We start from the raw sequence: 24804 nt of genomic DNA, 5'->3' as shown, positions 1-24804 counted from the left end.
GTTTGCCTGATGCCCAGACACAAACATAGTCTATGGATGGCCGATTTTCAGCACGATATCTTCATGCTTTTTTGGGATTGCTTTTTTAATAAATATTGTAGTTCGGCATCGCTGTCAATATTATTTTCAATTACGGCCGCTTTTGCTTCGCAAAAGATGATCTTTAGTAAATTCGAAACGTATTGCGAACTGCGCATGCAAGCGGCGTCCATTAGCTATAGGGTCGATATACTGTCCTGCCCGCCTGCCACGCAGTGAGTCCATTTGCCGCGCCGGCACGCTTTCTTCGGAGCCATTCATGCGCATGATTCTGTTCAGCAGCCGCCAATACGACAGCGATACGTTCGCCGAAGCGAACGGCACGCATCGCTATGAACTGCACTTCCAGGAATCTCATCTCGACGTCGAAACCGCGATCCTCGCGCAGGGCTATGAAGTGGTCTGCCCATTCGTCAACGACAACGTCGACGCCGCCGTGCTGGAACATCTCCATGCCGGCGGCACGCGCATGATCGCGCTGCGCTCGGCGGGCTTCAATCACGTCGACCTGGCCGCTGCCGAGCGTCTCGGCATAACGGTTGCCCGGGTGCCGGCCTACTCGCCGCATGCGGTCGCCGAGCATGCGGTCGGCCTGATTCTCGCGTTGAACCGGCGCTTGCCGCGTGCGGTCGCGCGTACCCGTGAAGGCGATTTCTCGCTGCATGGGCTGCTCGGCTTCGATCTGCACGGCAAGACCGCGGGTGTGATCGGCACCGGCATGATCGGCCGCGTATTTGGCCGCATCATGGCGGGCTTCGGCATGCAGGTGCTGGCTCATGACCCCGGCACGCCGGCCGAGGATCTGCTCGCGCTCGGCGCGCGCTACGTGCCGCTCGACACGCTGCTGGCCGAAAGCGACGTGATCAGCCTGCATTGTCCACTGGTGCCCGGCACGTACCATCTGATCGACGGGCCCGCGTTGGCAAAGATGAAGCGCGGCGCGATGCTGATCAATACCGGGCGCGGCGGCCTCGTCGAAAGCAATGCGCTGATCGGCGCGCTGAAAGATGGCCAGCTCGGCCATCTGGGGCTCGATGTGTACGAGGAAGAAGGCGGCCTCTTTTTCGAAGACCACTCGAACCTGCCCCTGCAGGACGACGTGCTGGCACGCCTGTTGATGTTCCCGAACGTGATCGTCACCGCGCACCAGGCGTTCTTCACGCGCGAGGCGATGAACGAGATCGCGCAGACCACGCTCGAGAATGTCGCGGCATGGCAGGCCGGCGCACCGCGCAATGTCGTGCAGGCACGAAGTTAAGCGCTGCCGCCGCCATCTACCGTAGTCGGGCGAATCGCCGTGCGGGCGTCGTCCGCTGCGCCGCAAATCTCGCGCAGCAAGGCCGCCTCGCGCTCGTGCACTTCCACCGGAAACCAGCGCGCGCCCGCATCGGCCAGATAGCGCGCGCGATGCTGCCCATTGCGAAACGCCACCACGCCTTCGCGCTCGAGACCGACCCAGCCCAGCAAACCCGGCGCGCGACGCGTCGAGATCGTCACATACGGCATCTGCGGAATACGCGGATTGTCCGGATCGAGAAACTCGCGAATCCCGCGCACTTTGCCCGCATGCCATTCGGCAACCGGCTTGAGCACGTAATCGGTGTTGTCGCGATCCGCGCACTCCAACAGCTTGCGAGCATCGACCATGACCACTTGATGGCGCGTGCCGTCAGCCACAAAGACGCGCTTCAGGCGCACATGGTCGTACCATTGATGGTCATGGAGGGGTACGGTCCAGACCGTCTCCGCACAAGCCGGCACAGCTTCGGGTGATGAATTGGACAAGGACAAAGGCAAGCTCGAAAAGCTAGCTGAAATCCGCCAGCGCGTTAAAAGAGCGCTAACGCTACGAGCCGATTGTGAAAGACGCATGACAACCATCGGGATTAAGCGCAGCGCATGAGCACACTGACTGGATCAGCGGCCGGGCACCGCCCTCAACGGAGACAACGATGATAACGACGCAACATTTGAATGAGCATGTGCGCATCGAAGCCAACGAAGACACCGGCGTCGCCACCATCGTGCTCCAACGGCCCGCGCGGCGCAATGCCGTCGATCGGCCTACGGCGGAAGCGCTCAGTGCAGCCTTCGTTCGTTTCGAAGCGGAGCCGGCATGGCGCGCGGCCGTGCTGTTCGGCGCAGGCGGCACCTTCTGCGCCGGCGCGGACCTCACCGCGCTCGCCGACGAGAGCCGCCGCAATGAACTGCACGCCGACGGCAGCGGACCTGGTCCGATGGGCCCGACGCGCATGAGCTTCAGCAAACCGGTGATCGCCGCGATCGCCGGCCATGCGGTCGCCGGCGGCCTCGAACTGGCCGCGATGTGCGATCTGCGCGTGGTCGAGGAAGATGCCGTGCTCGGCGTGTTCTGCCGACGCGTCGGGATTCCGCTGATCGACGGCGGCACGGTCCGCTTGCCGCGTCTGATTGGCCTGTCGCGGGCGCTCGATCTGATTTTGACGGGCCGCGCGGTGGAGGCGCAGGAAGCGCTCAACCTGGGGCTGGCCAACCGCGTGGTACGCAAAGGTGAAGCCCGCGCCGCGGCGGAACAACTGGCCGCTGAACTGGCGGCCTTTCCGCAGGGCGCGCTGCTGGCGGACCGCCGCTCCGCGCTCGAAAACAGCACGCTCGAGGATCTTGCCCTCGCGTTGCAACGCGAAGGTGCCGGCGGCTATCAGGCCGTCTTCGAAGAAGGCGTCGCGGGCGCCGCACGTTTCGCCGAAGGTGCCGGCCGTCATGGCAGCACTTTCAAATCAGACGAAAGCGCGCCATAAAACTGCGTTATTGTGCTGCCGCATCTCAAACACATGCAACGCCCACGCCACGCGCATTTCAAATCCGCTCTCGAAGCCAGCTTCAGAAAAAAACAACAACTGGCTTGACGCTCAGCAAGGCTGTTTTGACTTAGGTAGAATCCCCTACTGTTTTCCCCTTGCATGGCGCATGCGTTCTCGCCCCGAAAAATGCGCGCCTGCCGCGCGACGCTTCCCGTCGCGCCGATTCACGCTCCGTCACCCATGCCTTTACCCCTGCTCGCCCTTGCCGTTGCTGCCTTTGGAATCGGTACCACTGAATTCGTGATCATGGGGCTACTGCCCGATGTTGCCCGCGACCTGTCCGTATCGATTCCCGCCGCCGGCATGCTGGTGTCGGCCTATGCGCTCGGCGTCACCATCGGCGCACCGATTGTCGCGATCGCCGTGGCCAATATGCCGCGCAAGAAAGCGTTGATGAGCCTGATCGGGGTCTTTATCGTCGGCAACCTGCTGTGCGCGATCGCGCCTAGCTATGCGGTGCTGATGGCCGCGCGCATCGTCACGGCGTTCTGCCATGGCGCGTTCTTCGGCATCGGGTCGGTGGTCGCGGCCGGTCTGGTTGCGCCGAACCGCCGCGCGCAAGCCATCGCGCTGATGTTCACGGGCCTGACGCTCGCCAATGTGCTCGGCGTGCCGCTCGGCACCGCGCTCGGGCAGGCAGTGGGCTGGCGCGCGACCTTCTGGGCGGTCACCGGTATCGGTATTCTTGCCGCGCTGGCGCTCGCGGTTTGCCTGCCGGCCAGAATCGAGATGCAGAAGGCAAGCCTTGTGCGCGAATTCAGCGTGCTGAAAAACCCGCAAGTGCTGATGGTGCTCGGCATCAGCGTGCTCGCGTCGGCCAGCCTGTTTTCCACCTTCACCTACATCACGCCGATTCTCGAAGACGTGAGCGGTTTCACGCCGCACGCGGTCACCTTCGTGCTGTTGCTGTTCGGCCTCGGCTTGACGGTGGGCAGCACGCTCGGCGGCAAGCTCGCGGACTGGCGGCTGATGCCCTCGCTGGTCGCGTTTCTGCTGGCAATCGTCGTGATCCTGACCATTTTCGCCGGCACGATGCATGCGCAGATTCCGGCCATGATCACTATCTTCGTGTGGGGTGTTCTGGCTTTCGCGATCGTGCCGCCGCTGCAAATGCTGATCGTCGACCGCGCAAGCCATGCGCCGAATCTGGCGTCGACTCTCAATCAAGGCGCGTTCAACCTCGGCAATGCAACCGGCGCGTGGCTCGGCGGCATGGCGATCGGCGCGGGCGCGCCGCTTACCACGCTGCCGTGGGTCGGCGTGGCGACCTCGATCGGTGCACTGGCGCTGACGCTGTGGTCGGTGTCGATCGACCGGCGCGCGCAACGGATGGCGGTAGCCGGCTGATTGGTGGTTGAATGGTGGTTGATTGGCGGCAGATTGACGGCGCCGCGGCATGCTAGCGGCGAGGCGCCCACCTCGTATGCGCTAACTACCGTTCTTACCCACTCCGCACGAAGGTGCAAAGGACGAATGACTTGAGGCCGTAGTAGCATCTCGGCCGATGAAAGTCATCTTCACACGCGATTTCCTCGCACTGATCCTGAGTGTCGCCGTCGTCGGACTCGGCAGCGGCGCCACGCTTCCGCTCACCGCCCTCGCGCTGACGCAGGCAGGCTATGGCACCGACGTGGTCGGCCTGTTGACCGCCGCGCAAGCCGGCGGTGGTCTGATCGTCGTGCCGCTGGCCGCTTGGGTCGCGGCGCGCTTTGGCGGCCGCCAGGTAATCGTCGGCGCGGTGCTGACCGTCGCGCTCGCCACCGCGCTGATGCAATTCACCTCGAACCTATGGTTATGGGCGGTGTTGCGCGTGCTCTGCGGCGCGGCGCTGATGCTGCTCTTCACGATCAGCGAAGCATGGGTCAACCAGCTCGCCGACGACGCCACCCGCGGCCGGGTCATCGCGATCTACGCGACCACCTTCACCCTATTCCAGATGTCGGGCCCGGTCCTGGTGAGCCAGATCGCCGATTTCATGCACGGGCGTTTCCTGATGTGCGGCGCGATCTTCCTGCTCGCCTTGCCGACGCTCGCCAGTATCCGCAAAACACCGCACGCGTCCGAGGATGAACACGCAGCGCACGGCAGTTGGCGCCACGTGCTGCCGCAAATGCCGGCGCTTGTGATCGGCACGGGCTTCTTCGCGCTGTTCGACACGATCGCGCTGTCGCTGCTGCCGCTCTTCGCCATGTCGCATGGCATCACGAGCGAAGTGGCCGTGCTGTTCGCCTCGGCCCTGCTGCTCGGCGACACGACACTGCAGTATCCGATCGGCTGGCTCGCCGACCGGCTTGGCCGCGAACGCGTGCATATCGGCTGCGGTGTGATCGTGGTGGTGCTGCTGCCGTTGCTGCCCTGGGCGATTCAGTCACCGTGGCTGTGCTGGCCTCTGCTATATGTGCTCGGTGCGGCGGCTGGTGCGGTCTATACGCTGTCGCTGGTTGCGTGCGGCGAGCGTTTCCGCGGCGTCGCGCTGGTGTCAGCGAGTTCACTGATGGGCGCGTCATGGAGCGCCGCCAGTTTCGGTGGTCCGCTGGTGGCCGGCGCATTGATGAAGGGGGTCGGCAATGATGCGATGGTCGGCGTGCTGCTTGCCGCGGCGCTCGCGTTTCTCGTTGCTGCGTGGTGGGAAAGGCGGCGCGCGCCGGCGGGAGCGATCGGCTGACGGTGTGGCTGACGGTGTGGCTGACGGTGCGGCTGCGGCCGCGGTGCTGATGCTAACGCGGATACTCTGTTGCCCATGCCGGAGCCGGTAGGCAAAACGGGGAAGCCGCGATGGCCTCCCCGTTTTGCATTGCGCTTCGTGCCGCGCTTGTTCCGCGCTTCTTCCGCGCTTCTTCCGCGTTATTTCAACGCCGGCAGAATTTCTCCAACGCAAGTCCCGAAGCCGACACGGTAGCCATCGCCCTGACACCAACCGGCAAGCGTCAGCTCGTCGCCGTCTTCGATAAAGCCTCGCGTGCCGCCTTCCTTCAGTTCCAGCGGATTCTTGCCGTTCCAGGTGGATTCGAGCAGGCTGCCGCATGAATCCGTAGTGGGGCCGCTGATCGTGCCGGAGCCCATCAGATCGCCGACCCGCGTGTTGCAGCCCGACACCGTGTGATGCGCGAGCTGTTGCGCCATCGTCCAGTACATGTGCTTGAAGTTGGTCCGCGAGATCGTGGTGGCCTGCTTTGCGGTTTGCGGCCGCAGCGTCACTTCCAGTGAGATGTCGAACGCGTGCTTGCCGTCGTGGCGCAGGTATGCCAACGGTTGCGGCTCCTGCACCGGCTGCTCGACGCGGAACGGTTCGAGCGCGTCGAGCGTCACGATCCACGGCGAGATCGTCGTCGCGAACGTCTTCGAGTTGAACGGGCCGAGCGGCACGTATTCCCATTGCTGGATATCGCGCGCGCTCCAGTCGTTCAACAGCACCATGCCGAAGATGTGCGCTTCGGCATCGGCGCAGGCAATCGGCTCGCCCAGCGTATTGCCGCTGCCGATCACGAAACCAGTCTCCAGTTCGATATCCAGCTTGCGGCACGCGCCGAACACCGGACGTTCCTGATCCGGCAGTTTCAACTGACCGTTGGGCCGCCGCACCGGCGTGCCGCTTACCACCACCGACGACGCGCGTCCGTTGTAGCCGATCGGCATCTCCGACCAGTTAGGCAACAGCGCATTCTTGGGATCGCGGAACATCGAGCCCACATTGGTCGCGTGCTCCTTCGACGAATAGAAATCGGTGTAGCCGGGAATCTGCACCGGCAGGTGCAGTTGCGCATCGGCCTCGCGCACCAGGGCTTTTGAGCGCAAGGCGGCATCGTCGCGCAAGGTCGCGGTGTCGCGCGCCAGCAGACTGCTCAACTGGATGCGCACGCTGCGCCATGCATCGCGGCCAAGCGAGATGAAATCGTTGAGGGTGTCCTGCTCGAACGCCCGATCCTTCAGCGCAATGAATTGATCGGCCGAGGCGACCGGAAGCTTGAGCAAGCCGGCCGATTTGAGCACGCTCAGATCGACGATCTGGTCGCCGATCGCCACACCCACGCGCCGCGCGGGGTTGGCCTTGTCGCTGAAAATGCCGAACGGCAGGTTCTGGATCGAAAAATCGTTGGTCGGGTCGTTAGCCGACTCGACCCAGCTCTTGCGCGACGGATCGAGCGTCGCCTGAAGATCGCTCAATGCGTTCATCGTTGCTCCGGGTTGAAGTGTTTCTTGAGACCTTGCCAGCACTCGTAGTAATGCGCCTGCAGTTGCGCCGTTTCGAGCGCGAAACGGGTCGGCTTGATCAGGGTGCGCGTTTCGAACATGAAGGCCATCGTGTCGCCGACCTTCTTCGGCGTGGACGTATCGCTGTGCGACGCTTTCTCGAAGGTGTCCGCGTCCGGTCCATGACCCGACATGCAGTTGTGCAGACTCGCGCCGCCCGGCACGAAACCCTCGGCCTTCGCGTCGTACACGCCGTGCACGAGGCCCATGAATTCGCTCGCCACGTTGCGATGGAACCAGGGCGGGCGGAACGTATCTTCGGCCGCGAGCCAGCGCGGCGGGAAAATCACGAAGTCGATCGTATCGACGCCCGGCGTATCGCTTTGCGACTGCAGCACCAGAAAGATCGACGGGTCCGGATGGTCGAAGCTGATCGAACCGATCGTGTTGAAGCGGCGCAGGTCGTATTTGTACGGCGCGTAGTTGCCGTGCCACGCCACTACATCGAGCGGTGAATGGCCGATGTCCGCGCGCCACAGATTGCCGTTCATCTTGGCGACGAGTTCGAAATCGCCTTCGCGGTCTTCATACGCGGCATGCGGCGTGAGGAAATCACGCGGATTGGCAAGGCCGTTCGAACCGATCGGGCCGAGGTCCGGCAGACGCAGCAACGCGCCGAAGTTCTCGCAGATGTAGCCGCGCGCCGCGCCATCCGGCAGGCTCACCGCGAAGCGCACACCGCGCGGGATCACGGCGATTTCGAACGGCTCGACATCGAGTTGGCCCATTTCCGTGGCGATATGCAGGCGGCCTTCCTGCGGCACGATCAGCAACTCGCCGTCGGCGTTGTAGAAGAAGCGGTCCTGCATCGAGCGATTCGCGGCGTACAGGTGGATCGCGCAGCCGTTCATCGCTTCGGCCGAACCGTTGCCTGCCATCGTCACCCAACCGTCGATGAAATCGGTCGGCTCGGTGGGCATGGGCAACGCATCCCAGCGCAACTGGTTGGGCGGTGTAGGCGGCACTTCGGCGAAGTTGGCGACGAGCCGTTCCGACGGCAGTTGCGTGAACGGCTTGTGAACGGCCGCCGGACGAATCCGGTACAGCCACGAACGGCGATTGTGTCCGCGCGGCGCCGTGAACGCGGTGCCCGACAACTGCTCCGCGTACAAGCCATAGGCCGCACGCTGCGGCGAATTGCGGCCTTCGGGCAACGCGCCCGGCAAAGCCTCCGAAGCGAATTCGTTAGCGAATCCCGACTGATAGCCCGGCTCGATCTCGAGCCGCGAACTGGCGGTGTTCGGTGTACGGGTTGAGGTTTCCATGCAAGGTTCTCCGTTGATACTCGATCGGCCGGCGTGAGCGGTTTATCTCAGGCCGTGCGCGGTTCGGATGGACTGCGTTGCCGTGTCGCCGCGGCCAGTGCGATCACCAGCAGCGCGGAGCACAGCACCGGCAGCGCAGCCGCGTGAAACAGCGATTCGTTCGACCAGTTCAGTGCAATCAATTGTCCGCCGACCAGCGGCCCGATCACCGAGCCGATGCGGCCGATGCCGGTGGAACGCAACGCGGTCGGATAAAAGTGGCCGGCCAACGCGTTGACCGCAGGTTGGCCGCCAACCACGCAGAAGCCGCCCACGAACACGACAAGCAGCAGCCACGGCAACGCATGCGCCACCGTACCGATGGTGCCGACGGCCAGCGCCGCGCCCGCGAAACACACAAACAGTACGCGCACAAAACCAAAGCGCTCGATGAACCAGCCAAGCAGCAAAGTGCCGACCACGCCGCCGGTTTGCAGCACGGTGCCGACGATCACCGCCGTGCCCGGCGAGTAGCCGGCGTCGCGCATCACGGTGGGCAGCCAGTTCGACAGGAAATAAAGATCGATCAGGTTCATGAAACTGATCGCCCACAGAATCAGTGTGACAGCACCCCGTCCCGCACGGAACAGCTCGGCAACCGGCGCGCCGCCGTTGCCCTTCTCACGCACGACGACACGCGTGTTCGCATCGATCGGCAACGTCGGATCGAACCTGGCGAGCCAGCGTAACGCGCGATCGCTGCGTCCTTTGAGAACGAGGAATTGCAACGACTCCGGCAACGCCGCCAGCATCGCGAACGCGAGCAGCAAGGGCACCGCGCCGCCTACCCAGAACACCGCGCGCCAGCCGTACGCGGGAATCAGCGCGGCACTGATGAAGCCGCCGAGCGCCGCGCCCAGCGTAAAACCACACGACACCAGCATCATGCGCTTGACGCGATGCGCGGGCGTGGAGAACTCGCCGACCAGCGCCATCGCGTTCGGCATGATGCAGCCGAGGCCAAGCCCGGTGATGAAGCGCAGCGTGATCAAGACGGGGATCGTCGTGGCGAAGGGCGTGGCCAGCATCGACAGCGCGAAGAAGAACGTTGCGCCGATCAGAACCGGCCGCCGGCCAATCCGGTCAGCCAGCACCGACAAGCCCAGCGCGCCCAGCAGCATGCCGAACAGACTGGCGCTGAACACTGGCCCGAGCGCCGCCTTGGAAACATGCCATTCGCCGATCACGCTTGGCGCGACGTAGCCCATCGCCTGCGCGTCAAAGCCGTCGATCACGAGACACAGACCGCATAGCGCGAGCAGCATCAATTGAAATGCGGGGTGATGCGATTCGCCGAGCACGCGCTCGACTTCGATGACATTGGCGGCGGCTGCGGCCGGTTTGGCGCTCATTAGGTCGTCCCCTCGTCCTGACTGGATTGCTGATTCGCGGTGCGCACCAGGCGATGGTCCGCACAGGCGGGCGCCTTTCCCGCAAAGAAAGCGCAGACGCCACCACGCTGCGCTGCCGCGCAGAGATTTACGTATAGTAAAACCAATTACGAATAGTGAAATTAACGTATACCCTGAATGCTTGCGGTGAACACGCCGGCAGCCCGTGCTGACAGGCGCTCGACCGATAACGTTATGAGCATTTTGTTCAAGTGCGCGCGGCGCGGACTGCTACCATCAATGGATGCGGCAACCGCGTCGTGTTGCCGGGCGCCCAGTGCGCACCTATCTCCATCCATTCGCCTACATGATTCCGCCGACCATCCCCAACCTGATTGCCCGCGCCGCCGAGCACCCCTTTCTCGGCGAACATCTGGTGATGGGAACGGGCGTGCATAGCGAGATCGCGCTGGCGCGGTTCGACGGCGTCGAGCTTGCCAGTGCCTATGAGCCGATCTTCGATATCAGCGTGCATGCGTTGGCGCAGTCGCTGACGTCGGGTGCCGAAGGCGTGGATCGTTTCGGCGATGAACTCGGCTTTCAGGCGGTCACGCAACGTCTCGACGGCGCGGCCTTCGATGCTTTCGATCCCTTCGACCGGATCGCCGACGATCAGCAACTGGTCGCGCTCGACCGCATGTCACGCGCACTGCACGCGATCAATTTCTTCGGCGCGCAGCGGCACGGGCTGTTGTTTCTGCGGGTGCACGAGCGCCTGCTCAAGAGCGTCAAGTACGACCACGGACGGCATTTCTCGAGTGTGCTGCTGTCGTTCGGGCTGAACCCGTCGCGCGTGGTGATCGAACTGCCCGCCGCAGCGGTCGCGCATAAGACGTTCCTTGGTTATCTGACCACGAGCTATCAGCGCTACGGCTTCAAGGTGGCGGGGAATCTGTCGAACGCGGGGCAGATTCTGTCGGTCTCGGAAACGGCGCGGCTCGACTTCATCAAGATGGATGCGGCAATCGCGTTGCGCGATGCAATGGTGAAGCCGCTAGTCGGCTATGCGAGCCGGCTGCGGGTTCCGTTGATCTTCAATCGGGTGATCGATGAGCCGCAGTTCCTCGCGCTGCAGCAGTACGACGTGCGCTTCGTGCAAGGGCCGTTGTTCACCGCGCATTATCACGATCGGGCAGTGTGACCCGGTTCTCCGGGATTCACCGGAGCTCGTCCGGATCAGCCGGGGTTGAGCCCGCCGGCGCTCAACCGGTATCCCCCAGACGGCGCGCCAGCGCCTTCAGACGCGGCGCCACGGTTTCCCGAAACACCTCCTCCCCCATCGACGACGCCGGCCCGCTGCAACTCAACACCAGCCAGCGGCCTTCTCGTGGCTCGCGAAACGGCACCGCGACCGCGTTCACGTCGTCATGCCACGCGCGGAACGAATAGCAGCAACGCTCGTGCGCGAAGGCCTCGATTTCCTTTTCGGCATCCGCCAGCAATGCAGCGCCCTCCTTGCCGGCGGCTTTCTTGAGCTCGGCCAGCAATGCGACGCGCACGTCCGGCGCCTGCACCGCCAGATACGCGCGCCCCATCGAACTCGTCAACATCGACAGTTTCGAGCCGGAGGCGAGTCCGAGCGTCAATGCGGTTTCGCTGCGGATCGTCTCCAGATAAATCATGTCGAGACCGTCGCGGCACCCGAGCGACACCGCCGCGCCCACTTCGCGCGCGAAGGTGCGCATGTGCGGGCGCGCGAGTTCGAGCGTGTCGGTACCCGAGAGCAGCGCGAAACCTAGCGACAGCACGCCGGCGTCGAGCGCATATTTACCCAGGGTTTCGTCGAACCGCAGATAGCCGAGCATGGTCAGCGTGTAGGTCAAACGGTTGACGGTCGCCTTCGGCAAACCCGTGCGTTCGACGAAATCGCGATTACCGAGCATCGTGTCGCCCGGCTTGAACGCGCGCAGCAAGTCCAGACCACGAGCGAGGGCGACGACAAATTTTCGCTCGTCGAGCGGTTCGGAGAGAGTGGATGCAGGCGTCATGTGGTGATACACTCGGTCGTGGTTTGCAAAACATTGTTCCGCATAGCGGAACTTAAGTCAAGCACAAATCCGTTTTGGTCAAGCAAGGAATCAGGAGATACGTCATGGCAGAGGCCGCGCAGTTTCACTGGGAAGACCCGTTGCTGCTGGATCAGCAGCTCACCGAAGACGAACGCATGGTGCGCGACGCCGCCGCCGCTTACTCGCAGGACAAGCTGCAGCCGCGCGTGCTCGAAGCGTTCCGTCACGAGAAGACCGACATCGAGATCTTCCGCGAAATGGGCGAGCTCGGGCTGCTCGGGCCGACGATTCCGGAGCAATACGGCGGCCCCGGCCTGAACTACGTGGCGTACGGTCTGATCGCGCGCGAAGTGGAGCGCGTCGATTCCGGCTACCGGTCGATGATGTCGGTGCAGTCATCGCTCGTGATGGTGCCGATCTACGAATTCGGCTCGGAAGCGCAAAAGCAGAAGTACCTGCCGAAGCTCGCCACCGGCGAATGGATCGGCTGCTTCGGACTGACCGAGCCGAACCACGGCTCCGATCCGGGCAGCATGGTGACGCGGGCGAAAAAGGTCGACGGCGGCTATTCGCTGTCGGGCTCGAAGATGTGGATCACCAATTCGCCAATCGCCGACGTGTTTGTCGTGTGGGCAAAGCTCGAGGAAAACGGCAAGGACTCGATTCGCGGCTTCATTCTCGAGAAGGGATGGAAGGGGTTGTCGGCGCCGACCATCCATAGCAAGGTGGGTTTGCGCGCTTCGATCACCGGCGAGATCGTGCTCGACGAAGTGTTCGTGCCGGAAGAGAATCGCTTCCCCGAGGTCAGCGGTTTGCGCGGCCCCTTCACGTGCCTGAACTCGGCGCGCTACGGGATTGCCTGGGGCGCGCTTGGCGCGGCTGAGGCCTGCTGGCACACGGCGCGTCAGTACGTGCTGGACCGCAAGCAGTTCGGCCGGCCGCTCGCCGCGAACCAGTTGATCCAGAAAAAGCTCGCCGACATGCAAACCGAAATCACGCTCGGCCTGCAAGGCGTTTTGCGTCTGGGCCGCATGAAAGACGAAGGCACGGCTGCCGTTGAAATTACGTCGATCATGAAACGCAATTCGTGCGGCAAGGCGCTGGACATTGCGCGGCTCGCGCGCGACATGCTCGGCGGCAACGGCATCTCGGACGAGTTCGGCATCGCACGGCATCTGGTCAATCTGGAAGTCGTGAACACCTATGAAGGGACGCACGACATCCACGCGCTGATCCTCGGGCGCGCGCAAACCGGAATTCAAGCGTTTTTCTGACGCGCCGATTGCGTTGATGGCGGCGTTTCGCGGTCTGGTTCTGGCCGCTGACTTGCTGGATGGAAAAGAAAAGGCCGGTTCCTGTGAACCGGCCTTTTTCTATTGCGGCGCCACCATGAATCCAAGGGGGCGCCGCGTGCTCCATCAGCCGCTTACTTGTTCGGATGCGGCGTCAAACGCAGATACGGGCGCAGCGCCTTGTATCCCTTCGGGAATTTCTGCTTGATGACTTCTTCATCTTTCAACGACGGCACGATCACCACGTCGTCGCCCTGCTTCCAGTTGCCGGGCGTGGCGACTGAGTGAGAGTCGGTGAGTTGCAGCGAGTCGATCACGCGCAGCACTTCGTCGAAGTTGCGCCCGGTGCTGGCCGGATACGTAATGGTCAAACGGATTTTCTTTTTCGGATCGATCACGAACAGCGAGCGGACGGTGAACGTCTCACTGGCGTTCGGGTGAATCATGTCGTACAACTGGGAGACCTTGCGGTCGCCGTCGGCGAGAATCGGAAAACCGACATTGGCGGCTTGCGTCTCGTTAATGTCCTTGATCCATTCCTTGTGCGATTCGGCGCTGTCGACCGACAACGCAATCGTCTTGACATTGCGCTTCTCGAATTCGTCGGCCAGCTTCGCCGTCAAACCCAGCTCGGTCGTGCAGACCGGCGTGAAATCAGCGGGATGCGAGAACAGCACACCCCAACTGTCACCCAGCCATTCGTGGAACCTGATACGGCCAACACTCGACTCCTGCTCGAAATCCGGCGCGATATCGCCAAGACGTAGACTCATAATGCAGCTCCTTGATTGTGTTCGGACATTCCGCGCGTTCGCCGGCGACGCCACGCCAAAGGGCCCCTGGCGAAGACACCTCGGCTAAAGCGTCCCTGGCTAATGCGCCCCCGGCAAAGCTACAGCATACGGGAGTGACCGTACACACCTAACGAACATCGCGTCACTACTTTATGCGTTTTTGTAATTTTCACCGTTTTAGTGGAAACTTTGCGGGACAGATCAACTCCATCTTAGGCAAACTTTGCTGCACGGTGCCGCATAGAGGGAGTTTTTAAGCTTTCCTTCAACCAGGAACGGTTCGTGCGTTCGTTATCGAGAACCGAGCACTGCGCTCGCCAGCGGCCGTTTCTTTGGTTACGATTCACGCGTGGCGTGAGACGAAGGGGAGCTGTCAATGTCGGAAGTCAACAAGGAGAGATTGATGTCGGATATCAAAACCGTCCTCGCGGACGCTGAGGATCTGCTGAAACAGGCCGCGAGCGCCACTGGCGAGCGCGCTTCGGAACTGCGTGAAACGGCGCTCACGCGCCTGAAGCAGGCTAAGGAAAAGGCGGCTGACGTACAGGTCGTGGTGGTCGAGAAAGGCAAGAAGGCCGCCCGCGCAACCGACGATTACGTGCACGAGCACCCGTGGGCATCCATCGGCATCGCCGCGGGCGCCGGCGTACTGCTTGGGCTGTTGATCAACCGCAAGTAACACTGCGCACACTGGTGACGCTGCGGCGTATCGCGTCCAGCACACCAGCGAATCAAGTTGACCGGCGCATTTTGGCCGGTCCGCTTCTCCTGGCGCGCTCGTTTTCACGCGCCGGTTAGGCCTTCACGCGCAACGCCCAAAGCCATGACGATCGAAACACAATCGCAGCACGGCGAACATAGTCCGTTGCGCCGTATCATCGGATCCGTGTTTGCCATTTTGCAAACGCGGCTGGAACTGGTCGGGATCGAACTCGCCGAAGAAAAAGATCGTCTGATCGGCGTGCTGTTCCTTGGCCTCGCCGCCATGATGCTCGCGACGATGGCCCTGATCGCCTTGACGGCGCTGATCGCGATCGCGTTCTGGGACACCTACCGATGGCAAGCGCTCGCCGGCATCACGGCGGTTTATGCCATTGCTGGAATAGTCTGTGCACTGAAAGCGCGCAGCGGTTTGCGCAATGCCCCAATGGTGTTCGAAGCCACACTTGCCGAGTTCGAAAAAGACCGCGACCTGTTTCGCAAACCGTGATGCGGTAGGCAGCTTGGGTTGATGTTGGGTTACTGGACGCGCCCCAACCGGTTCACAGTTTTTACAGATACTCCGCAAACACCTCGAGCGACTTGCAGCACCGTTTTACCGCCCTACTTCCACTGCAGCCGACACGCCATGAGCCAATCCCATTCCGATACCGCCTTTCGCAACAAACGCTACCAGGCCAAGGATCTGAGCGCGCCGCATCTGCGAGCGCTGCGCAAGGAATTGCTGCTGGTGCGCGCGGATGTCGAGCGCCTGGAACTCGCTCAGGCGACCATCGAACTGCGGCAGGCCGTCACGCACTTCAGCTGGCTCAAATTCATTGTGCCGGGCTTCGGCGGCTTGCGCGTAGGTAGCGGATCGAAGGCGAGCGTTCTCAACGCCGGGAGCATCGGCGCGCTTCTCAAACAATATCCGCTCATCAGTTCGATCGCTTCGCTAGTACTGGCCAAGCCGCTGCGCGCGACGCTTGCCGCAAGTGCGAAGCCCGCACTCAAATGGGGCGGCCTTGCGCTTGCCGCCTGGGAAGCGTATCGAATCTGGCAGCAAATGAAGAGCGACTCCGCCACGTCTACCAACGACAATGAAGGTGCTGTCGATAGCGGATACTGAGAGGCCGCACAAGCATGGCCTGTCTGTGTGCCATCGCGTTTCGACTCCCTGGTCGGCACGTTCCCGGTAGCAGGCCCTAGCTCGTATTCCAGCACTCGCCGCTTGCCGGCACTGTAGCGCTTGCGCCGCTTCTATTGCCTCGCAACCCTGTCGCATCCAGCGTAAAGATTCCACAAGCGTCGTCGCGCATCGGACCGCTATCCAGCGGTGCGGCCTCTACCGAATAACCGCCGTTTGTGTCGTCCGCCGGCAGCACTTGCAGCCGATAGATTGGCGTGCCGAATTGTGGCGTCTGATCCAGGCCCGGCGGCAATGTCGCGGCGCCGTCGCTTGCCGCTCGCTCGACGAATTGCGCGGCTCGATAAAGCGCGGATGCCGCGTCGATCCTGTGCGTTCGCGCAACATGATTCCGGTAGGAGGGCACGGCAAAAGCGACCAGCGTCGCCGCTATTGCCAGCGCGATCATCAGTTCCAGTAGCGTAAATGCCCGTGTGTGCTGCCTCGTCATGAACCTCCCGTCAAAATGGTCGCGCCACGACATGACGCCAATGGCGCTCGATCTGTTCACCCTCGATCACAAGTTCCATCTGCAACCACACCTGCGACTCTGCCGTCCGGCCAAAGCCACGCGAGGTGAGTAAATAGGCGCGGGCATCGGCACGCGTGCCCAGACGCCAGGCTTCGATCAAACACTGCGGCGCACGCAGCGATCCTGGCCACTGCGCGACCGGCGCGACGGCGCCGGCTTCAAAGGCGGCTTCGCGCGTCCATTGCGTCGGCTCACCGGGCAAGAGCGAAGCCACTGGCTGCGATTCGAAAGCTGCCGCGGCGATCGCGCTCCGCGCACAGAGGGTCAGCGCCGAATCCGCGGCATGAAATGCCTGCAGGTAGTCGTGCGCGTTATTGGCGCCGCGCGCCGCCGCTAGCGCTGTTTCGAACCAGGCTGCGGAGGTTGTCAACATCATCGCGGAAATCAGCAGGACGATCGGCAGGACAGTGCCGACGTTGCGAATACGTGATCCAGGACCGGCATGGATAGAACGTGCCGGATTTTTCAGCGACACACGACGCGTCGGGCCACGAAGTTCTCCTGTCATGGCGAATCCTCCGGGTGATTACGCATCGCCGCCCGCCGCCAGAAGGCCTGACGCGCGCCCATGTCGGTCCCCAGAGTGCTTACGCCATCGCAATCCACGTAGCGCACGCGCCGCCCTTGCGGCGCTCCGCGAACGAGCACGCAGAGATCGACGGCGACGATCTCCGCCCATTGACTGGCCGTCACTACTGAAGCGTCTACGGCCGCCAGCCCGCCGCGCAGCCAGTACTTGAAACGCACACGTTCGACGCCTTCGACCAACGGTTGCGCGGACCCCGCCTTGCCATTGCCTTCACAGTAAAGTTCCGGCTCACCCGTCGACCCGCTGACCCTGGCGAAGTATCGATTGACCACTAACACACCCTGGCCACCGAGTGCCGCATCGTTGTTCGCTACAGCCTGACCCAGACAGTCGGTCGATTGGCCGGTCGCCGACGGCCATGTCGACACGGTGTCTCCGACATAACGAACCAGAATGCCGTCCGAGCGGCCAGGCAATGCCTCGCAGGCAACGCTGCCGTCCGTGCCGGTCGGGCGTCCTCCCGAACATCCGAACAACGCTGGCGGACTGTTGAACCTCACGACGTCCGCAGGCACGAAGCCGGCCATTTGAACTTGCTGTCCCAGCAGCGTAAGCGCGGTCAGGCCAGCTTCGCGGATCCGCATCGCATCGCTCTCGCGCTCGAACACGTTACGCTGCGTTGTATAAAGCGAGACTGCACCGGCGGTCACCACCAATCCCAGTGCGATTGCGATCACGAACTCGACGAGCGTATGACCACGCGCGCTATCGATACGCCGCGTCATTTCGCGAACGCCAGCGCAACGCATGAGGAGCCGGCGGGAACATCCGCACCGCCGCACGACTCGGGTTTGTCGATGACATCGTCGGCACGCGGCAGATTGCGCAGGGCAGCCCAGGTGACGCGTGCGGCAGACACACCGCCACTTTCCCGCACCGACGCCTCGCCGTGCGGCAACAGGGCCGCAGCAAGCGCACTCCATTGCCTGATCGCAGCATCGCCTGCCGCAGGCTCGCGCATCGCCTCGGCGACGGCATCGGCAATCCATGCCGCGTGCTCGCGCATTGCCATCGCACGGGCTTCGCGCGCAATCCACAATTGACCGGCGATCAGCCCGAGCGTCGTCACTGCCAGCAGCGCAACGGCCAGCATCACCTCAATCAGCGAACTGCCTCGATGCCTCGTTGAGCGGCTTACCGGGCCGTTGTGCGCCCGTGAGTTCGACGGATATCGGCTCATGATGCCGCTCCACAGGTGCCTGCGACAATGCGCGGCCGCCCGCCTGCCGCGATGCGGATGCAGCGCCGCCACTGGTCACCCCGCGTCCCTTTTGACGGCACCCGCGGCGCGATATCGAAGCTGCGGAAGGCACCGATCAGCTGCCCCGCCGGCGGCGTAAACGTGAGACTGGTCTGCGTCCCGGTGATGCTGACCGCTGCGAGCGATGGCTGGGCGCGCAGCAGCGAAAGCGAACCGCCCCGCTCGGCCAATACAGCCCAGCCGCACGACCAGTCGGTGACGCCATTGCCGCAAGCTTGCCCTGCGGCAAGGCAATGCCGCGCCGCATCGATTCGGCACACCGTGACGCGAGCACCGCGACGCAATGCCTCGCTGCGCGCATAAGCGAGTGTTGCGGCAAGCACTTTTGCGCGGGCGTCGACCTGGTCGCGCACATGCCATGCAACGAACGACGGCGTCGCCATCACGGCGATTATCGATAGCAGCGTGACCACAGCCAGTGTTTCCACAAGCGTAAAGCCGCGATGCTGCCGCCAACAAACTGCATTCCATTTCATCTGCATCCCTGATCGTTGCAAAGAATGCAGCCAATCTAGCGATTCGCAAACGGCTCAACAATCGGCCGAATGGCCAGGTGGCACTCAGGCGCTAACCCGCGCAAAAATGCACGCGTAACGGACCATAACGGGAGTGGAGATGCAGATGCGTGAACCTACGCTGCGGAAAACAGAGTCTGGAGCGCGGCTTCAGGTACGGCAGCAATCAGCGCTTGCGAGAAGGCTTGGGAGGAGAAGAGGCGCGGCGAAATTCCTCGATCACGTCCTCGAATTCGGAGACGTCTTCGAAGCGCCGGTAGACAGAAGCGAAACGCACGTAAGCAATGGTGTCGAGCGCACGCAACTCGTTCATCACGAGCTCGCCGAGGCGCTCGCTGCGCACTTCGCGCTCGCCGCTGCCGAGCAGTTGATATTCGATGCGTGCGACTGCCGCGTCGATCGCGTCCGCCGCGACCGGGCGCTTGCGCAGCGCCAGTTGCATGCTCGCTACGATCTTGCGTCGATCGAATTCCGTGCGGCTGCCATCCTTCTTGACGACCGACGGCAACGCCAGCTCGACCCGCTCATACGTCGTGAAACGTTTGTCGCAGGCCGGGCAGCGGCGGCGCCGGCGAATCGTCGCGCCGTCTTCGGATACGCGCGAATCCACAACTTGCGTATCGGCGTGACGGCAGAAGGGGCAATGCATGGCGTCTTAACGGTAGACCGGGAAGCGCTGGGTCAGCTCAGCGACTTGTGCACGCACGCGTTCGATCGTGGCTGCGTCTTCCGGGTTGTCCAGCACGTCGGCGATCAGGTTACCCACCTGCTCCGCTTCCTTGACGCCGAAGCCGCGCGTGGTCATGGCGGGCGAACCGAGACGCACGCCGCTCGTGACGAACGGCTTTTCCGGGTCGTTCGGAATCGCGTTCTTGTTGACGGTGATGTGCGCCGCGCCGAGCGCAGCTTCCGCTGCCTTGCCGGTGATCTTCTTCGCGCGCAGATCGACCAGCATCACGTGGCTTTCGGTGCGCCCCGAGACGATCCGCAGACCACGTTTGACCAGCGTTTCAGCCAGCACGCGCGCGTTCTCAACGACTTGTTGCTGATAGGCCTTGAACTCAGGCGACAGTGCTTCCTTGAACGCGACGGCCTTGCCGGCGATCACGTGCATCAGCGGACCACCTTGAATGCCCGGGAAAATTGCCGAGTTGATCTGCTTTTCGAACTCGGCCTTCATCAGGATCACACCGCCGCGCGGGCCGCGCAGGCTCTTGTGCGTGGTGGTGGTGACGAAATCAGCGTGCGGCACCGGGTTCGGGTAGACGCCCGCGGCGATCAGGCCGGCATAGTGCGCCATGTCGACCATGAAATACGCGCCAACCGACTTGGCGATCTTCGACAGGCGTTCGAAATCGATACGCAGCGCGAATGCGGAGGCGCCCGCCACGATCAGCTTCGGCTTATGTTCCTGAGCCAGCTTCTCGGCGGCTTCGTAGTCGATGTCTTCAGCTTCGTTCAGGCCGTAGCTCACCACGTTGAACCACTTGCCCGACATGTTGACCGGCGAACCATGCGTCAGGTGACCGCCGTGCGCGAGGCTCATGCCCATGATCGTGTCGCCCGGCTTGAGCATGGCGAAGAACACGCCCTGGTTCGCCTGCGAGCCGGAGTTGGGCTGCACGTTGGCGGCTTCGGCGCCGAACAGTTGCTTGACGCGGTCGATCGCCAGCTGCTCGGCGATGTCGACGTATTCGCAGCCGCCGTAATAGCGCTTGCCCGGGTACCCTTCGGCGTACTTGTTGGTGAGTTGCGAGCCCTGCGCAGCCATCACGGCCGGGCTCGTGTAGTTTTCCGACGCGATCAGTTCGATGTGCTCTTCCTGACGGCGGTTTTCCTGCTGGATGACGCTCCAGAGTTCAGGATCGACGTTGGCGATGGTGCTTTGGGCTCTATCAAACATACGGATTCCGTTGAGTGTGTTCAGGTTGACCGGATCGTGCGCCGAATCTTGCGTAGAGGGTACGCAGCGCTGCTGGCGGCTCGGCCAGCCCTGACGTGGCGGATGGAGATTCGCCGCACACGCGAGGCAGGACAGCCACCGTCAGCGCAGATAAATGCGCGCGGATCACAGCTGCCCAGGCGAACGGCAAAACGGCACCCCGCGCTTCACGGTGGGTTGTTCCACCTTGAATCCGATTGTTTGAACCGGTTCTATCGCCAGTCACGCAGGGATGAGCGCGTTAGTTTATTGGAAGAGGATCGAATAGGCAACCGGCTTCCCGCCGCCCCGGCGGGTGCCCGCCAGGCCGGTTGTGGCGCCGCCGCAAGCCGTGCGCCAACGGCCGCTCAAAGCGGGCCCGGAACCCGCTCTGCGTGCCTCCCCCAGCCGTTTGTACGGCTGGTTCATCCTTGCCGCAGCGCCGCATTGGAAGTAGGCTTGGCGCCTTTCTCCTCTACCAGCCAGGAAACTGCAATGATCGTGTTCGTCACCGGAGCGTCCGCGGGATTCGGCGCCGCCATCGCCCGAGCTTTCGTCAAGGGCGGCCACCGTGTCGTCGCCACCGCGCGCCGTAAAGACCGCCTGCAGGCACTCGCCGACGAACTCGGCGACGCCCTTCTGCCGTACGAGCTCGACGTGCGCGATCGCGCCGCCGTCGAGGCGGTGCCGGCCTCCCTGCCCGCGGAGTTCGCGGCGCTCGACGTGCTCGTCAATAACGCCGGCCTCGCACTCGGCATCGAGCCGGCGCAAAAGGCGAGCCTCGACGAATGGAACACCATGATCGAGACCAACTGCACGGGCCTCGTGCAGGTCACGCACGCGCTTCTGCCCGGCATGGTGGAGCGCAATCGTGGCCACATTTTCAATCTGGGTTCGGCGGCGGGAAGCTGGCCGTACGCGGGCGGCAACGTTTATGGCGCCACCAAGGCGTTCGTGCATCAGTTCAGCCTGAATCTGCGAGCCGATCTGGCCGGTACGGCATTGCGCGTGACCAACATCGAACCGGGCCTGTGCGGCGGCACCGAGTTTTCGAACGTGCGTTTTCGTGGAAACGACGAAAAAGCGGCCAAAATGTACGAAAACGTACAACCGCTGACGCCCGAAGACATCGCCGACTCGATCTACTGGGTCGCCACCCGGCCTGCACACGTCAACGTCAACACGATCGAGCTGATGCCGGTGGCCCAATCGTTCTCCGCCTTGTCGGTGCAGCGCGGCTGAAATCCCCGCTCAGGCCCGCCAGGCGGGGCGCACATCTTGATACAGACCTCGGAGTGTGCGTTCCGGTAAAATGCGCCGCATGAATATGTCGACCAGCCAGCCCGGCACGGAAATCGGCTTCACGTGGCCAATCCGCGTGTACTACGAAGATACCGACGCCGGCGGCATCGTGTTTTACGCGAACTACCTGAAATTTTTTGAGCGGGCGCGCACCGAATGGCTGCGCGCGTGCGGCGTCGACCAGAACCGGCTTGCCGACGAAGCGAACACGATCTTCATCGTCCGCAGTACTGCAATCGACTATCGGGCGCCGGCCCGGCTTGACGATGTCGTCAAGGTGGTAAGCCGAATCGAGCGTCTCGGCCGCGCCTCCGTCGACTTTGCGCAGGAAGCGTGGCGCGACGATACGCTGCTGGCGAGCGGCGCGATCCGGGTCGGCTGCGTCGAGCGTATGGCGCTGCGGCCGGCTGCGATTCCTGCACCGGTTCTTGCTGCTTTGCGGCGCGGGCCGAGCGTGAACGGTGGCGGTATGTCAACGGACAACGACTGAGCCCCGTTGTTACGGGGCCAGTGAACTCATATCGATCAAGCAACACAAAGCATGGTTCGGCTTGCAATATCGCCGATGCTTCCGTTTTGCTCACGGCAAGCTTCGAGTGACCTTGCAGCCGGACGCCCCCTTCCGGGACGTTAAAACGAACCTTTATGAACACTACACAAGATCTGTCGATCGTTTCTCTCGTACTTAATGCGAGCCTTCTGGCACAGGCCGTCATGGCCCTGCTGCTTCTGCTGTCGCTGCTGTCGTGGACTTTCATCTTCCGCAAGTGGTTTGCGATCCGCCGGGCCCGCGCGCAAACTGAACGCTTCGAACGCGACTTCTGGTCGGGCGGCGACCTGCAGGCGCTCTACCAGAGCGCAGCGAACAACCGCCACACGATCGGCGCGCTGGAACGGATTTTCGAATCCGGCATGCGAGAATTCCTGAAGGGCAAGGAAAAGCGCCTGAACGATTCGGGAGCGATTCTCGACGGCGCGCGCCGCGCCATGCGCGCCGCTTTCCAACGCGAAATGGACGTGCTCGAGGCAAATCTGGCGTTTCTCGCGTCGGTTGGCTCGGTCAGCCCGTATATCGGTCTGTTCGGTACGGTGTGGGGGATCATGAATGCGTTCCGCGGCCTCGCCAACGTGCAGCAGGCTACGCTTGCGAACGTGGCGCCTGGCATCGCCGAAGCGCTGACTGCCACCGCGATCGGCCTGTTCGCCGCGATTCCGGCCGTGGTCGCCTACAACCGCTACGCGCACGACATCGACCGTCTGGCGATCCGCTTCGAGACCTTCATCGAAGAGTTCTCGAACATCCTGCAGCGTCAGGCACAGTAAGGAGTCCACGATGGCAGGCTCTTCCTCAAGCATGCGCGGCTCGCGTCAGCGCCGCGCCATGGCCGACATCAACGTTGTGCCGTACATCGACGTGATGCTCGTGTTGCTCGTGATCTTCATGGTGACCGCGCCGCTCGTCGCCCCGTCGATCGTCAATCTGCCGACCGTCGGCGGCGCCGCGCCCCAGCAGCAAACACCGCCCGTGATCGTGAATATTCGCGCGGACGGCAATATGAGCGTCAAATACAAGGACGACGCCGGCGCGCAGCAACAGGAAGACATGACGAAGGCCGATTTGCACGGCTTCATCGCCGATCGCGCGCAATCGCACCCCGACCAGCCGGTCGTGATCGCCGCCGACAAGACCGTGAAGTACGAAGTCGTGATGAATGTGATGTCCGATCTGAAGGCTCAGGGCGTCAAGCGCGTTGGATTGCTCGTCAAATCGCAATGATCCGCAAGAATTCCGAATACCCGCTCCAGCCACCGCGTGAACGCGGCACCGGGCGAGCCTTTGCGTTCGCGCTGGTGATGCATGCGCTGCTCGGATTCTTCCTGTACCACGGCATTCATTGGCAAAACAGCACGCCGGCCGGCGCGGAAGCCGAGTTGTGGACCGAGGTGCCCGACACGGCCATCCCTCGCCAGCCTCCTGCGCCGCCCGCGCCGGTAGCCCCAGCCCCGCCACTGCCGGACGAACAGGCCGACATCGCGCTGCAGGAAAAGAAACGCCAGCAGCAGGAAGCGGCCCGTCAGGCGCAACTGGCCGAACAGCAGCGCCTGCAGAAGCTGCAAGCCCAGCAGGAAGCCGAGGCAAAGCGCCAGCAGCAACTGGCGGCCGAGCAGGCCGCGCAGCTCGCCGCGCAAAAAGCAGCGGCAGCCAAACAGAAACAGTTGCAACAACAGCAACAGCAGGCCGAAAAACTGAAGCAGCAGCAATTGGCCGAACAGCAAAAACAGCAGCAGCTGGCCGAGCAGCAGAAGCAGGCCGAAGCGGAGGCGCAGAAGAAGGCTGACGCGCAGAAAGCGGCGAAGGCCAAGGCGCAAGCCGATGCCGCAGCGCAAGCGAAGAAGCTGGACGCTGAACGTCGCGCGCGGCTCGCGCAGATGCAAGGTTTGGCGGGCGGCGAAGGCACGACCGGCAACGGGCTGGCGAAGAGCGGCACGGGTAGCGGCTCGGGTGGCACCGCGACTTCGCCGGGTTATGCGGATAAGGTGCGCCGTGTGGTGCGTCCGAACATCTCGTGGGGTGGCGAAACGGAAGGTCTGGAGACCGTCATCTCCGTACGCTGCTCGCCGACAGGCACGTTGCTGGACGCGCAGATCTCGCGCAGCAGCGGCAATGCGGCATGGGACGACGCGGCGCTTCGGGCGGTCCAGCGTTCCAATCCGATGCCTCAGGATATCGACGGGAAAACGCCGACCAGCTTCAAGATTACGTTGCGCCCGGCAGGTTGATAGCAGCAACTTGACAGTCAGTTGACAGCAGAGCCCATGCCCCGACGGGCGTGGCGCGCCTGGGAACGAATTAGTTGTTTTCAGGTCTCTCTGCTGTC

General features: G+C 62.9%; 27 protein-coding genes and 1 riboswitch. Of the genes, 14 read left to right on the top strand and 13 right to left on the bottom strand.

Going from position 1 to position 24804, the window contains the following annotated elements; all coding sequences use genetic code 11:
* Positions 1 to 298 precede the first annotated feature (298 nt).
* On the top strand, positions 299 to 1297 hold the full coding sequence (locus HWX91_RS33435; RefSeq protein WP_028198786.1) for a 2-hydroxyacid dehydrogenase: 999 nt from the start codon (positions 299 to 301) through the stop codon (positions 1295 to 1297).
* On the opposite strand, the gene HWX91_RS33430 is transcribed toward HWX91_RS33435, so the two are convergent.
* Entirely contained in the window at positions 1294 to 1911 is a 618-nt protein-coding gene (locus tag HWX91_RS33430; protein ID WP_028198787.1) for a plasmid fertility inhibition factor family protein, read from the bottom strand. The genes HWX91_RS33435 and HWX91_RS33430 overlap by 4 nt on opposite strands.
* Before the next feature lie 80 nt (positions 1912 to 1991).
* Between HWX91_RS33430 and HWX91_RS33425 the strand changes: the two genes are divergently transcribed.
* From HWX91_RS33425 to HWX91_RS33415, 3 genes are all read left to right on the top strand, one after another.
* Positions 1992 to 2816 (top strand): crotonase/enoyl-CoA hydratase family protein, encoded by an 825-nt coding sequence (locus HWX91_RS33425; protein ID WP_028198788.1) that lies wholly within the window; start codon positions 1992 to 1994, stop codon positions 2814 to 2816.
* Between the two features lie 243 nt (positions 2817 to 3059).
* Positions 3060 to 4226 carry an MFS transporter gene (locus tag HWX91_RS33420; RefSeq protein ID WP_028198789.1) on the top strand — a complete coding sequence of 389 codons (1167 nt, stop codon included), beginning with the start codon at positions 3060 to 3062 and terminating at the stop codon, positions 4224 to 4226.
* A 157-nt stretch (positions 4227 to 4383) separates the two neighbouring features.
* The gene (locus tag HWX91_RS33415) at positions 4384 to 5544 is read left to right on the top strand and encodes an MFS transporter (protein ID WP_028198790.1); all 1161 of its coding nucleotides are present in this window, start codon (positions 4384 to 4386) and stop codon (positions 5542 to 5544) included.
* Positions 5545 to 5723: 179 nt separating this feature from the next.
* On the opposite strand, the gene fahA is transcribed toward HWX91_RS33415, so the two are convergent.
* The 3 genes from fahA to HWX91_RS33400 are packed head-to-tail and all read right to left on the bottom strand — an operon-like array spanning position 5724 to position 9786.
* Positions 5724 to 7052, bottom strand: a complete 1329-nt coding sequence (fahA, locus tag HWX91_RS33410; RefSeq protein ID WP_028198791.1) for a fumarylacetoacetase — start codon at positions 7050 to 7052, stop codon at positions 5724 to 5726.
* A complete protein-coding gene (gene hmgA / locus HWX91_RS33405; protein WP_028198792.1) occupies positions 7049 to 8395 on the bottom strand; it encodes a homogentisate 1,2-dioxygenase in 1347 nt (448 codons plus the stop codon). The genes fahA and hmgA overlap by 4 nt, the downstream gene beginning before the upstream one ends.
* A gap of 47 nt (positions 8396 to 8442) precedes the next feature.
* Entirely contained in the window at positions 8443 to 9786 is a 1344-nt protein-coding gene (locus HWX91_RS33400; RefSeq protein ID WP_028198793.1) for an MFS transporter, read from the bottom strand.
* A gap of 346 nt (positions 9787 to 10132) precedes the next feature.
* Between HWX91_RS33400 and HWX91_RS33395 the strand changes: the two genes are divergently transcribed.
* Positions 10133 to 10966 (top strand): EAL domain-containing protein, encoded by an 834-nt coding sequence (locus tag HWX91_RS33395; RefSeq protein WP_028198794.1) that lies wholly within the window; start codon positions 10133 to 10135, stop codon positions 10964 to 10966.
* A gap of 61 nt (positions 10967 to 11027) precedes the next feature.
* On the opposite strand, the gene HWX91_RS33390 is transcribed toward HWX91_RS33395, so the two are convergent.
* A complete protein-coding gene (locus tag HWX91_RS33390; RefSeq protein ID WP_028198795.1) occupies positions 11028 to 11813 on the bottom strand; it encodes an IclR family transcriptional regulator in 786 nt (261 codons plus the stop codon).
* Between the two features lie 104 nt (positions 11814 to 11917).
* Here HWX91_RS33390 and HWX91_RS33385 point away from each other — a divergent pair, with 104 nt between their 5' ends.
* Positions 11918 to 13108: an acyl-CoA dehydrogenase gene (locus HWX91_RS33385; RefSeq protein ID WP_028198796.1), complete on the top strand. Its 1191-nt coding sequence runs from the start codon at positions 11918 to 11920 to the stop codon at positions 13106 to 13108.
* A gap of 152 nt (positions 13109 to 13260) precedes the next feature.
* Here HWX91_RS33385 and HWX91_RS33380 read toward each other — a convergent pair whose 3' ends face one another.
* Positions 13261 to 13899: a peroxiredoxin gene (locus tag HWX91_RS33380; RefSeq protein WP_028198797.1), complete on the bottom strand. Its 639-nt coding sequence runs from the start codon at positions 13897 to 13899 to the stop codon at positions 13261 to 13263.
* A 397-nt stretch (positions 13900 to 14296) separates the two neighbouring features.
* On the opposite strand from HWX91_RS33380, the gene HWX91_RS33375 reads away from it, so the two are divergent.
* The 3 genes from HWX91_RS33375 (at position 14297) to HWX91_RS33365 (ending at position 15748) form a co-directional block, all read left to right on the top strand.
* The gene (locus tag HWX91_RS33375) at positions 14297 to 14599 is read left to right on the top strand and encodes an ElaB/YgaM/YqjD family protein (protein ID WP_028198798.1); all 303 of its coding nucleotides are present in this window, start codon (positions 14297 to 14299) and stop codon (positions 14597 to 14599) included.
* 144 nt (positions 14600 to 14743) lie between these two features.
* On the top strand, positions 14744 to 15130 hold the full coding sequence (locus tag HWX91_RS33370) for a phage holin family protein (RefSeq protein ID WP_028198799.1): 387 nt from the start codon (positions 14744 to 14746) through the stop codon (positions 15128 to 15130).
* A gap of 138 nt (positions 15131 to 15268) precedes the next feature.
* The gene (locus HWX91_RS33365) at positions 15269 to 15748 is read left to right on the top strand and encodes a DUF3318 domain-containing protein (protein WP_028198800.1); all 480 of its coding nucleotides are present in this window, start codon (positions 15269 to 15271) and stop codon (positions 15746 to 15748) included.
* 76 nt (positions 15749 to 15824) lie between these two features.
* Here the strand turns inward: HWX91_RS33365 and HWX91_RS33360 are convergent, their stop codons facing one another.
* From HWX91_RS33360 to glyA, 7 genes are all read right to left on the bottom strand, one after another.
* Entirely contained in the window at positions 15825 to 16256 is a 432-nt protein-coding gene (locus tag HWX91_RS33360; RefSeq protein WP_028198801.1) for a type IV pilin protein, read from the bottom strand.
* A gap of 10 nt (positions 16257 to 16266) precedes the next feature.
* Positions 16267 to 16845 (bottom strand): pilus assembly PilX family protein, encoded by a 579-nt coding sequence (locus HWX91_RS33355; RefSeq protein WP_235429668.1) that lies wholly within the window; start codon positions 16843 to 16845, stop codon positions 16267 to 16269.
* Positions 16842 to 17651, bottom strand: a complete 810-nt coding sequence (locus HWX91_RS33350) for a PilW family protein (protein ID WP_028198803.1) — start codon at positions 17649 to 17651, stop codon at positions 16842 to 16844. Before HWX91_RS33350 ends, HWX91_RS33355 begins: the two co-directional genes overlap by 4 nt.
* Positions 17648 to 18106, bottom strand: a complete 459-nt coding sequence (locus HWX91_RS33345; protein WP_028198804.1) for a type IV pilus modification PilV family protein — start codon at positions 18104 to 18106, stop codon at positions 17648 to 17650. The genes HWX91_RS33350 and HWX91_RS33345 overlap by 4 nt, the downstream gene beginning before the upstream one ends.
* Positions 18103 to 18663 carry a GspH/FimT family pseudopilin gene (locus tag HWX91_RS33340; protein ID WP_028198805.1) on the bottom strand — a complete coding sequence of 187 codons (561 nt, stop codon included), beginning with the start codon at positions 18661 to 18663 and terminating at the stop codon, positions 18103 to 18105. Before HWX91_RS33340 ends, HWX91_RS33345 begins: the two co-directional genes overlap by 4 nt.
* Positions 18664 to 18868: 205 nt before the next feature.
* The gene (gene nrdR, locus HWX91_RS33335; protein ID WP_027799387.1) at positions 18869 to 19351 is read right to left on the bottom strand and encodes a transcriptional regulator NrdR; all 483 of its coding nucleotides are present in this window, start codon (positions 19349 to 19351) and stop codon (positions 18869 to 18871) included.
* Between the two features lie 6 nt (positions 19352 to 19357).
* Positions 19358 to 20605, bottom strand: coding sequence for a serine hydroxymethyltransferase (gene glyA / locus HWX91_RS33330; RefSeq protein WP_028198806.1), 1248 nt, complete (start codon positions 20603 to 20605; stop codon positions 19358 to 19360).
* Positions 20606 to 20771: 166 nt separating this feature from the next.
* Positions 20772 to 20880: riboswitch (ZMP/ZTP riboswitch) on the bottom strand.
* A gap of 238 nt (positions 20881 to 21118) precedes the next feature.
* Between glyA and ydfG the strand changes: the two genes are divergently transcribed.
* From ydfG to tolA, 5 genes are all read left to right on the top strand, one after another.
* Complete coding sequence (gene ydfG / locus HWX91_RS33325; RefSeq protein WP_028198807.1) at positions 21119 to 21865, top strand: bifunctional NADP-dependent 3-hydroxy acid dehydrogenase/3-hydroxypropionate dehydrogenase YdfG; 747 nt, start codon at positions 21119 to 21121, stop codon at positions 21863 to 21865.
* A gap of 70 nt (positions 21866 to 21935) precedes the next feature.
* Positions 21936 to 22415 (top strand): tol-pal system-associated acyl-CoA thioesterase, encoded by a 480-nt coding sequence (gene ybgC, locus HWX91_RS33320; RefSeq protein WP_028198808.1) that lies wholly within the window; start codon positions 21936 to 21938, stop codon positions 22413 to 22415.
* Between the two features lie 155 nt (positions 22416 to 22570).
* On the top strand, positions 22571 to 23248 hold the full coding sequence (tolQ, locus tag HWX91_RS33315) for a protein TolQ (protein WP_012431821.1): 678 nt from the start codon (positions 22571 to 22573) through the stop codon (positions 23246 to 23248).
* 10 nt (positions 23249 to 23258) lie between these two features.
* A complete protein-coding gene (gene tolR / locus HWX91_RS33310) occupies positions 23259 to 23702 on the top strand; it encodes a protein TolR (RefSeq protein WP_028198809.1) in 444 nt (147 codons plus the stop codon).
* On the top strand, positions 23699 to 24706 hold the full coding sequence (gene tolA, locus HWX91_RS33305; protein WP_028198810.1) for a cell envelope integrity protein TolA: 1008 nt from the start codon (positions 23699 to 23701) through the stop codon (positions 24704 to 24706). The genes tolR and tolA overlap by 4 nt, the downstream gene beginning before the upstream one ends.
* Positions 24707 to 24804: the final 98 nt, after the last annotated feature.

This window comes from Paraburkholderia fungorum (assembly GCF_902833645.1).
In the GTDB taxonomy this organism is placed as follows: Bacteria; Pseudomonadota; Gammaproteobacteria; order Burkholderiales; family Burkholderiaceae; genus Paraburkholderia; species Paraburkholderia fungorum.
Note: the sequence above shows the minus strand (reverse complement) of the source record. Positions and strands in the feature narration are given on the sequence as shown.

Coding starts and splice junctions, on each gene's coding strand:
- HWX91_RS33435 (WP_028198786.1), top strand. CDS start 299: ATGCGCATGATTCTGTTCAGCAGCCGCCAATACGACAGCGATACGTTC.
- HWX91_RS33430 (WP_028198787.1), bottom strand. CDS start 1,911: ATGCGTCTTTCACAATCGGCTCGTAGCGTTAGCGCTCTTTTAACGCGC.
- HWX91_RS33425 (WP_028198788.1), top strand. CDS start 1,992: ATGATAACGACGCAACATTTGAATGAGCATGTGCGCATCGAAGCCAAC.
- HWX91_RS33420 (WP_028198789.1), top strand. CDS start 3,060: ATGCCTTTACCCCTGCTCGCCCTTGCCGTTGCTGCCTTTGGAATCGGT.
- HWX91_RS33415 (WP_028198790.1), top strand. CDS start 4,384: ATGAAAGTCATCTTCACACGCGATTTCCTCGCACTGATCCTGAGTGTC.
- fahA (WP_028198791.1), bottom strand. CDS start 7,052: ATGAACGCATTGAGCGATCTTCAGGCGACGCTCGATCCGTCGCGCAAG.
- hmgA (WP_028198792.1), bottom strand. CDS start 8,395: ATGGAAACCTCAACCCGTACACCGAACACCGCCAGTTCGCGGCTCGAG.
- HWX91_RS33400 (WP_028198793.1), bottom strand. CDS start 9,786: ATGAGCGCCAAACCGGCCGCAGCCGCCGCCAATGTCATCGAAGTCGAG.
- HWX91_RS33395 (WP_028198794.1), top strand. CDS start 10,133: ATGATTCCGCCGACCATCCCCAACCTGATTGCCCGCGCCGCCGAGCAC.
- HWX91_RS33390 (WP_028198795.1), bottom strand. CDS start 11,813: ATGACGCCTGCATCCACTCTCTCCGAACCGCTCGACGAGCGAAAATTT.
- HWX91_RS33385 (WP_028198796.1), top strand. CDS start 11,918: ATGGCAGAGGCCGCGCAGTTTCACTGGGAAGACCCGTTGCTGCTGGAT.
- HWX91_RS33380 (WP_028198797.1), bottom strand. CDS start 13,899: ATGAGTCTACGTCTTGGCGATATCGCGCCGGATTTCGAGCAGGAGTCG.
- HWX91_RS33375 (WP_028198798.1), top strand. CDS start 14,297: ATGTCGGAAGTCAACAAGGAGAGATTGATGTCGGATATCAAAACCGTC.
- HWX91_RS33370 (WP_028198799.1), top strand. CDS start 14,744: ATGACGATCGAAACACAATCGCAGCACGGCGAACATAGTCCGTTGCGC.
- HWX91_RS33365 (WP_028198800.1), top strand. CDS start 15,269: ATGAGCCAATCCCATTCCGATACCGCCTTTCGCAACAAACGCTACCAG.
- HWX91_RS33360 (WP_028198801.1), bottom strand. CDS start 16,256: ATGACGAGGCAGCACACACGGGCATTTACGCTACTGGAACTGATGATC.
- HWX91_RS33355 (WP_235429668.1), bottom strand. CDS start 16,845: ATGACAGGAGAACTTCGTGGCCCGACGCGTCGTGTGTCGCTGAAAAAT.
- HWX91_RS33350 (WP_028198803.1), bottom strand. CDS start 17,651: ATGACGCGGCGTATCGATAGCGCGCGTGGTCATACGCTCGTCGAGTTC.
- HWX91_RS33345 (WP_028198804.1), bottom strand. CDS start 18,106: ATGAGCCGATATCCGTCGAACTCACGGGCGCACAACGGCCCGGTAAGC.
- HWX91_RS33340 (WP_028198805.1), bottom strand. CDS start 18,663: ATGAAATGGAATGCAGTTTGTTGGCGGCAGCATCGCGGCTTTACGCTT.
- nrdR (WP_027799387.1), bottom strand. CDS start 19,351: ATGCATTGCCCCTTCTGCCGTCACGCCGATACGCAAGTTGTGGATTCG.
- glyA (WP_028198806.1), bottom strand. CDS start 20,605: ATGTTTGATAGAGCCCAAAGCACCATCGCCAACGTCGATCCTGAACTC.
- ydfG (WP_028198807.1), top strand. CDS start 21,119: ATGATCGTGTTCGTCACCGGAGCGTCCGCGGGATTCGGCGCCGCCATC.
- ybgC (WP_028198808.1), top strand. CDS start 21,936: ATGCGCCGCATGAATATGTCGACCAGCCAGCCCGGCACGGAAATCGGC.
- tolQ (WP_012431821.1), top strand. CDS start 22,571: ATGAACACTACACAAGATCTGTCGATCGTTTCTCTCGTACTTAATGCG.
- tolR (WP_028198809.1), top strand. CDS start 23,259: ATGGCAGGCTCTTCCTCAAGCATGCGCGGCTCGCGTCAGCGCCGCGCC.
- tolA (WP_028198810.1), top strand. CDS start 23,699: ATGATCCGCAAGAATTCCGAATACCCGCTCCAGCCACCGCGTGAACGC.